This window comes from Methylobacterium sp. Leaf399, from assembly GCF_001424525.1.
GTDB lineage: Bacteria > Pseudomonadota > Alphaproteobacteria > Rhizobiales > Beijerinckiaceae > Methylobacterium.
On sequence record NZ_LMQK01000024.1, the window covers coordinates 1 to 8501 of the forward strand.

Consider the following 8501-nt stretch of genomic DNA (forward strand, 5'->3'; position numbering starts at 1 on the left):
GCCGTTCAGCGTGGCCGTTCAGCGTGCCGCCCGCATCCCCCGAGGTGTCCGTCAGGGTATCGGCACCTGCGCCACCATTGAGGACGTCGATCCCAGCCTCACCGGTCAGCGTGTCATCGCCTGCCCCACCGTTCAAGGTATCGTTGCCCTCACCGCCGGAGAGGAAGTCSGAGCCCGCGCCGGCCGTGATGTTGTCGGCACCGGCGTCACCATAAGCGCTCAGCTGGCCCAGGCCGGCCGCGGACATGATCAGGGTGTCGGCGCCCGTCGAACCGTAGAAGGCGAGGGAATTGGCAGCGGTRCCACCGTTGTACGTGACGCTGGCTGCGAAGGTGGCGGCCGACAGGTCCGTGGTGCCGGCCTCGGCATGTCTGAGGCTCCCGCTAAACGAGCCGATCTCACCGATGCCGTCGAGGGAATTGGCAGCGGTGCCACCGTTGTACGTGACGCTGGCTGCGAAGGTGGCGGCCGACAGGTCCGTGGTGCCGGCCTCGGCATGTCTGAGGCTCCCGCTAAACGAGCCGATCTCACCGATGCCGTYGATGACGCCGGGCTGGATGGTCAGAGAACCATTGTTCAAGATCAGACGGTCGACGGTGACGCTGGAGCCGGCTCCGAGGGAGCCGGAAGCCGCCAAGGTGTCGGTCCCGGCTCCGCCGTCGATGATCCAGGCGCCGCCACCTGCCACGACCTGCATCGTGTCGTCGCCGTCGCCGCCGTTCAGCGTGCCGCCCGCATCCCCCGAGGTGTCCGTCARGGTATCGGCACCTGCGCCACCATTGAGGACGTCGATCCCAGCCTCACCGGTCAGCGTATCGTCGCCACTGCCGGCGTTCAGGGTGTCGTCATCCTCACCACCGGAGAGGAAGTCCGAGCCCGCGCCGCCATTCAAAGTGTCGTTGCCAGCTTCGCCGTAAAGAGTTGCGTCCAGGAACTGATAAGTTATACCATTGGAGGTATATGAAAATGGTTGGGCTGTAAGTCTGTCGTTGCCATCTCTACCGTATAAAATATCAATTGGATAATAATATGTAGTGTTATTTATTGTTTCAGTTTCTAAGTGTGTCTGTAGATTGTCGACGCCTGACGTACCAAACTGGGAGAAATTTGCACCACCCGGCATCGATAATCTCCGAAAGAAACCTAGAAATCCAACTGGCAAAGCTGACCAGTAAAAATGCTCGAAAGCGATTTATCTAAAACCAGAATCGATGTCATCCGTATCTACAAGCTTATTATACGGTGTTGTATATTTGTTACATATCCTGAAGGCTATATTTCAAAAATATTATCCGATATATTGTTTTTGATACAACAAGATATATAATCTGATCGCTTCGTTATGGCTCTATAATTGTCCCAATAGAACGTATGAATACTTTATACTGCCAACTCTGTTATTTTGTTCATGGCGCCCTGCCATCGGTTGCGTCCTATCTGCCCCGCAGCCGGGCTGGCTTCGGACTGACCCGGCTGCGCTGCGGCGCGGCTCACACGATGAAGAAATCGAGGTGGGTAAGGGAGGCCTTGTTGTCGATGGTGGCGAATTGCACCGCGGCCGAGACCATGCCGCTGCCGTCGGCGTCGTAGGACAGGGCACCCGTCGCCTTGTCGTAGAGGATGCGGTCGCTGGTATCGGCCGATCCCGTAGACAGGTCCTTGAACGCCGCCTCGGCCAGGGGACCGGCTCCCAGCGCCGTGAACACGCTGCGTGCGAGCTGCACGGTGTCGTCGACCACCGAGAAGTCGGTGATCCGGTCGAGGTTGCTCGGGCCCAGCGCCGTCCTGAACACGAAGGTGTCCGCCCCGGCACCGCCGGTCAGGAGGTCGTTGCCGCCCTGGCCGTCGAGGACGTTGGCACGGCTTCCAGTTCCGCTCCGGCCAGCGCGTACGACACCGAGGCATAGACGAGATCGGTGCCCGCGGCGCCGTTGGCCTCCAGGACACGGTCGCCGGCGTTGTCGACGTAGTAGGTATCGGACCCGGCCCCGCCGGACATGGTGTCGGCGCCGAGACCACCGTTGAGGACGTTAGCGCCGGCGTTGCCAGTGATGACGTTGGCGAGCGAGTTGCCGGTCCCGGCGAGGTTGCCCGCGCCTGTCAGGGTCAGGTTCTCCAGATGCGAGCCGGCGAGCGAGTATGACACCGAGGCGTAGACGAGATCGGTGCCGACCGCGCTGTCGGCCTCGATGGCGCGATCGCCGGCGGTGTCGACGTAGTAGGTGTCCGAGCCTGCCCCGCCGGACATGGTGTCGGCACCGATAAGCCCGTTGAGGACGTTGGCGCCACTGTTGCCGGTGATCACGTTGGCGAGGCCGTTGCCGGTCCCGCTGAGATTGCCGGTGCCCGTCAGCGTCAGGTTTTCCAGGTGCGATCCGGCCAGCGAGTACGACACCGAGGCGTAGACGAGATCGGTGCCCGCAGCACCGTTGGCCTCGATGACGCGGTCGCCGAGGTTGTCGACGTAGTAGGTATCCGAGCCCGCGCCGCCTGACATCGTGTCGGCGCCGCCGAGCCCGTTGAGGACGTTGGCGCCGGCATTGCCGGTGATCACGTTGGCAACCGAGTTGCCGATCCCGGTGAGATCGCCGGTCCCGGTGAGGATCAGGTTCTCCAGCTCCGAGCCCCCCAACGAGTACGACACCGAGGCGTAGACGACATCGGTACCGGCGGCGCCGTTGGCCTCGATGGCGCGATCGCCGACATTGTCGACGTAGTAGGTGTCCGAGCCACCGCGGCCGGTGAAGGTCTCGGCTCCGGTCGTGCCGCGGAACGTCTCGGCAGCGGCGGTGCCGGTATAGCCGTCGATGACCAGCGTGCCCGCGGGATTGACGACGATGCCGGAAAGGTCGGCGGCATTGCCGGCCCCGTCGCGGATCGTGGCGGTCCCGAGGATCACCCCGGTGATCGCGAGATCGGCGCTGACCCGGTCGACCTCGACCGTGTGCGTGAAGACGAGTTGCGTGGTGGTCGAGGCCGCGGCGTCGTAGAGGGCGACACCGCCGTCACTCAGCGTCAGTCGAAGGTCGTCGGCGCCAGACAGGCTGACCGGTTCGGACAGCGACAGCGTTAGCGTCACGGACTGGCCGACCGTCAGTGTGCCCGCCCCCGCCACGAGGCCGACGCCATTGGCCGTCACCGACGCCACCGTGGCCGCCGTTTTGTCGAGGATGAAGCTCACGGTTTCATCGGTGACGTTGCCGGCACCGTCGGTGGCCCGCACCACCACCGTATGCGCTCCATCCGACAACGTGGTCGGATCGTAGCTCGACGTGAAGGTGCTGGCGTCATCGAGCTTGTAGCTCAGGGCGGCGCCGTTGGTGTCCGAGACCGTGGTCGCCAACGCGGCGTCTTTGGTGAGGCCGTCGCTACCGGCGGCTCCGCTGTCCGTGACCAGGGCCGCCGTCAGCAGCGGTGCAATCGTGTCGATAGCGAGCCCCGTGGCACTGCCAATTGCCGTGGTGAGGCTGTTTGGATCGAAGGCTGCCGATCTAGTCGAGGTGTTGAGCACAACCGAGACCGTGTCGCTGCCGGTATTAGTGACGAGCAGGTCGATCTTTCCGTCCCCATTCACGTCCGCCGTAGTGACTAAAGTAGGGTAGATGCCGGTTACAATGTCGGTATCGCTAGTAAAGCTGCCGTCACCGTTGCCCAGCCGCACTGAGACCGTGCCGCTACCTTCGTTGGCGACTAGCAGATCGGTCTTGCCGTCTGCGTTTACGTCAGCTGCATTCACCGAAATTGGATTATTGCCAGTTGCGACATCGGCGGCGTTAGTGAAATTACCGTCGCCGTTGCTCAGCCGCACCGAAACTGTGTTGCTAACGTAGTTGGGAACGAGCAGGTCGGTCTTGCCATCCCCGTTCACGTCTGCCGTCGTCAGCGAATAGGGGCTACTGCCGGTTGCGACGTCGACGGCACTGGTAAAGCTACCGTCGCCGTTGCCCAGCCTCACCGAAACCGTGTTGCTCCCAGAGTTAGCGACGAGTAGGTCTGTCTTCCCATCCCTATTTACGTCCGCCGTCGTCACCGAACTGGGAGCAGTACCGGTTGCAACGTCGGCGGCGCTAGTGAAGCTGCCGTCGCCGTTGCCCAGCCACACCGAGACCCTGTCGCTGCTGCCGTCGGCGATGAGCAGGTCAGTCTTGCCGTCCCCGTTCACGTCCCCCGTCGTGACAAAGTAGGGATTACCGCCGCTTGCGACGTCAGCAGCACTAGCGAAGCTGCCATCGCCGTTGCCCAATCGCACCGAGACCGTTCTGCTGATGAAGTTTGCGACGAGCAAATCGGCTTTGCCGTCTCCGTTCACGTCCGCCGTCGTCACCGATTGTGGATTGTTGCCGGTTGTGACGTCGGGAGCGCCGGTGAAGCTGCCGTCTCCGTTGCTCAGCTGCACTGAAACCGTGTTGCTGCTAATGTTAGCCACGAGGAAGTCGGCCTTGCCGTCCCCGTTCACATCCGCCGTCGTCATCGAAAAGGGAAGGCTACCGGTTGCAATGCTCGATGCTGTACCAAAGCTCGTCTGGCCCTGCACACCGAGCGTGCCGCCGTTGAGATCGAGACCGGTAATCGCGAGATCGCTCGCATCATCATTGGCCGCTACCGTGTAGGTGAATTGCGGCCGCGTTTGAGCATCCACGCCCGAATAGGTCGCAACGGCGCCGTTGCTCAGGGTCAATCGTGGGCTGCCTGTCGCCGTTACGGGAGCTTCGGTAACGACGGTGAAGGTGATCTGATCGCCGGCCTTCTGTGGGCCAGCGTGCGTCGTAGTGGTCAAAATCTCCGTCGCCGTCGTGGTCTCGCCACCCAGCAGCACCGAAACTGTGTTGCTCCCGGCGTTGGCGACGAGCAGGTCGATCCTGCCGTCCCCGTTCACGTCTGCTGTCGTCACCGAGAGTGGACTGCTGCCGGTCGAAAGCTCGAAGCCGTTAGTGAAGCTGCCCGTACCGTCGCCCAGCCGCACTGAGACCGTGTCGCTGCCGCCGTTGGCAATGAGCAGATCGGTTTTGCCGTCCCGATCCACGTCCGCTGTCGTCACCGAATAGGGTTGGCTACCGGTTGCAACGTCGGCGGCGCTGGTAAAGCTGCCGTCGCCGATACCCAGCCGTACCGAGACCGTGTCGCTGAACTGATTGGCGAAGAGGAGGTCTGTCCTGCCGTCTCCATTTACGTCCGCCGTTGTAACCGACCTGGGAATGAAGCCAGTTTCGACATCGGCTGCGTCTGTGAAGCTGCCATCGCCGTTGCCCAGCCGAACCGAGACCGTTCCACTACCCAGGTTGGCGATGAGCAGGTCGATCCTACCGTCTCCGTTCACGTCGGCAGTCGTCGCCGAGCGGGGATTACTGCCGGTCGCGATGTCGGCGGCGCTGGTGAAGCTGCCATCGCCGTTGCCTAGCCGCACCGAGACAGTGTCACTCACGTTGACAACGAGTAGGTCGGCCTTGCCGTCCCCGTTCACGTCCGCCGTCGTCACCGAAAAGGGATTGTCCCCGGTTACAACGTTGGTCTCGCTGGTAAAGCTGCCGTCGCCATTGCCCAGCCGCACCGAGACCGTGTCGCTGCCGGCGTTAGCAACGAGCAGATCGGCTCTGCCGTCCCCGTTCACGTCCGCCGTCGCGATCGAGTAGGGATCGCTGCCCGTTGCAACGTCGACGGCACTGGTAAAACTACCGTCGCCGTTGCCCAGCCGCACTGACACTGTGTTGCTGCCGGAGTTGGCGACGAGTAGGTCGGCTTTGCCGTCCCCGTTCACGTCCGCCGTGGTCACCGAAAAGGGACCGCTGCCAGTTGCCACATCGGCGGCGTTGGTGAACGTAAGCGTCATTACCGTGATCCCGCGTGTGACGCCTACGACGTCGCTGAAAGCTGAAGCCTTATAGAACGAGGCGCATCACCGACGAAGGCGTCGGCCCAGCCGCTATTGACTACACGCAATGACACTTGGGCCAAAATTCGACACCCAAGCGGCTATGATTCAACTGAATGTTCGCATGATTAGCCGGCCTTGCCCCACGCATCACGTTGGAGGTCGAGGTTCTGATCGACGGCGGAGACGCGGGCATATCCCACGAGCATGTCGGGATAGTGAGTCAGGCGCGTTTCATCCGCAATAGAATACCGGTCATATTTTCCCGACAGAAACGCGGCCGTTTTGGCTGGCTCGGCATATGCCCCGCATCAGCGTCGGGAAAACGATCGTTTTTCCTCCGAGTACGAGCGGCAGATTCTGACTCGATTTTGCCGGAGGTGCTAAGTTGAGGTGCCGTTTTAAACAGCCATTCGCCTCGCTTATGATGGTTTTGCTGCCTTCGGACCGCAACCAAGCATTTGGCTTGCCCCGCGGGGGGGTTGCATGTCTAGCGTCCTTGACCGAGCGGGTCAGACGGCGAAGGATTGGGCCCATTGGGTACAGACAACACGACGGCCGAAGCGGGCCTGCCGTACTTTTCCCTGACGACGTCAGGCTTGCCTCCCGGAGAGGCCTTCGAGCGATGGCGCACGCTTTTGGCGCCGATGTACGAGGTCAGTCCGACGACGCGATCCGCTGTCTTGCCTTTCGGCACCAACATTGCTTACCCGATCGACGACCTCGTCGCTCATCGTACCCTGCTCTCGACCCAGCGGCTCCAGCGTGATCGCCGACGTGTCGATGCAGGTTCCGACCAATACATCGTCCAACTCTATCGGTCCGGCCGCTTTCAAGGCACCGTCGCTGGTCAAGCGGTCTCGGCCTCGGCTGGCACCGTGACGCTCATCGGCCGCCGTCACTTGCTCGATGGTATGCTCGACCGCGCCGATACGACCGGCATTGTCGTCCCCTGGTCTCGCCTCCATGGGCTGCCGCTTGAGAATCATGCCATGCTCTTCGATGCGGCCCGGAACCGATTGCTCGCCGCACGCATCTTGGACATCTTCCGCCGCCTGCCAACCACGCGCCCCAACGACGCCCCGGCTCTTGCCGAGGAGTTTGTCGCGTTTCTGCGCCGCCTACTCGATCCCTCGCAGGCCAGGGACGTGTTGGAAGGCCGCGAACTCGACGGCGGCCTGATGGCGCTGGCCAGGATGATCGTGCGAGAAAACCTTTCCCGGCCCGATCTGTCGCCCGAGTTCATCGCTGGGCAAGTGCAGGTCTCACGTGCCACCCTTTACCGACTGTTCGAGCCGGAAGGGGGCGTCATGCACTTCGTGCAAGGCGAACGCCTGAAGGCAGCCCACGACGCGCTTGCTGATCCGATGGAGAGGCGGACCCTTGGCCGGTTGGCGGAGGTCTTCGGCTTCAGCAGTGCCTCGCAACTCAGCCGCAGCTTCCGCAACCGCTACAGCGTCGCGCCACAAGCGTGGCGGACCGAGCGTCGGGTGGTCCAGCAGATCAGCGGTCGGGGGACGGTGCAGCACGTCTGGAGGTGGCTGCGCGAAACGTGATGACCTCATCGGGGTATGCCGAGTAAATCAACGTCGTGAAACGGCGACCTCATCTCGCACGCATTAATCTGGGCCTTCGAGTGGAAACCCGCGGAAGCCTAAAACGATTTCCGCTAAAGGCGTTCCTTTGAATAGAAGCAGACGAGCAGAAATCTACCTTCCTCGGTCATGCCGCTTGCATATTATGTGCGTCATGAAAACGGTCGGATTCCCGACATGATAGAGCTGCTTTGACGGGTGGTGGAACGCCTGTGCTGAAACGACCATCACGACCTAGATCGATTGCGTCTCCTCTGCTCCGCAGCCGGGTTGGCTCGGATCGACCCGGCTGCGATGTAGCGTGACTCACACGATGAAGACGTCGAGGTGCGTGAGGGCGGCCTTGTTGTCGAGGATCGCGAACTGCACCGCGGCCGAGGCCAGGCCGCTGCCGTCGGCGTCGTAGGAAAGACCGCCCGTCGTCTTGTCGTAGAGGAGACGGTCGCTGGCATCGGCCGATCCGGTGGAGAGATCCTTGAACGCCGCCTCGGCCAGGGGACCGGCTCCCAGCGCCGTGAAGACGCTGCGTGCGAGCTGCACCGTGTCGTCCACCACCGAGAAGTCCGTGATCCGGTCGAGGTTGGTCGGGCCCAGCGCTGTCCGGAACACGAAGCTGTCTGCCCCGGCACCGCCGGTCAGGAGGTCGTTGCCGCCCTGGCCGTCGAGGATGTTCGCACCGCCGTTGCCGGTGAGGGTGTTGGCGATGGAGTTGCCGGTCCCATTGAGATTGCCGGTGCCGGTGAGGATCAGGCTCTCCAGATGCGATCCGGCGAGCGAGTACGACACCGAGGCGTAGACGAGATCGGTGCCGACGGCGCCGCTGGTCTCGATAGCTTTGTCGCCGACGTTGTCGACGTAGTAGGTGTCGGACCCAGCCCCGCCAATCATTATGTCGGCCCCGCCGAGCCCGTTGAGGACGTTGGCGCCAGCGTTGCCGGTGAGGGTGTTGGCGATGGAGTTGCCGGTCCCATTGAGATTGCCGGTGCCGGTCAGGATCAGGCTCTCCAGATCCGAGCCACCCAGCGAGTACGACACCA

At 62.4% G+C, this 8501-nt stretch carries 3 protein-coding genes and 3 pseudogenes; 1 reads left to right on the forward strand and 5 read right to left on the reverse strand.

What is annotated here, in order from left to right:
* The 4 genes and pseudogenes from ASG40_RS13280 to ASG40_RS22225 all read right to left on the reverse strand — a co-directional run.
* Positions 1 to 1123: calcium-binding protein (locus ASG40_RS13280; protein ID WP_156387723.1), on the reverse strand; the 1123-nt coding region annotated here is incomplete at its 3' end.
* A gap of 367 nt (positions 1124 to 1490) precedes the next feature.
* Positions 1491 to 1793 carry a hypothetical protein gene (locus ASG40_RS13285; RefSeq protein ID WP_055886498.1) on the reverse strand — a complete coding sequence of 101 codons (303 nt, stop codon included), beginning with the start codon at positions 1791 to 1793 and terminating at the stop codon, positions 1491 to 1493.
* Positions 1794 to 2020: 227 nt separating this feature from the next.
* Positions 2021 to 5827, reverse strand: a pseudogene (locus ASG40_RS20655) (beta strand repeat-containing protein); the annotation flags it as partial.
* A 173-nt stretch (positions 5828 to 6000) separates the two neighbouring features.
* Positions 6001 to 6078, reverse strand: a pseudogene (locus tag ASG40_RS22225) (recombinase family protein); the annotation flags it as partial.
* Positions 6079 to 6405: 327 nt separating this feature from the next.
* Here ASG40_RS22225 and ASG40_RS13295 point away from each other — a divergent pair.
* Positions 6406 to 7425 carry a helix-turn-helix domain-containing protein gene (locus tag ASG40_RS13295; protein ID WP_244472370.1) on the forward strand — a complete coding sequence of 340 codons (1020 nt, stop codon included), beginning with the start codon at positions 6406 to 6408 and terminating at the stop codon, positions 7423 to 7425.
* Positions 7426 to 7770: 345 nt separating this feature from the next.
* Here the strand turns inward: ASG40_RS13295 and ASG40_RS13300 are convergent.
* Positions 7771 to 8501: pseudogene (locus ASG40_RS13300) on the reverse strand (calcium-binding protein); the annotation flags it as partial.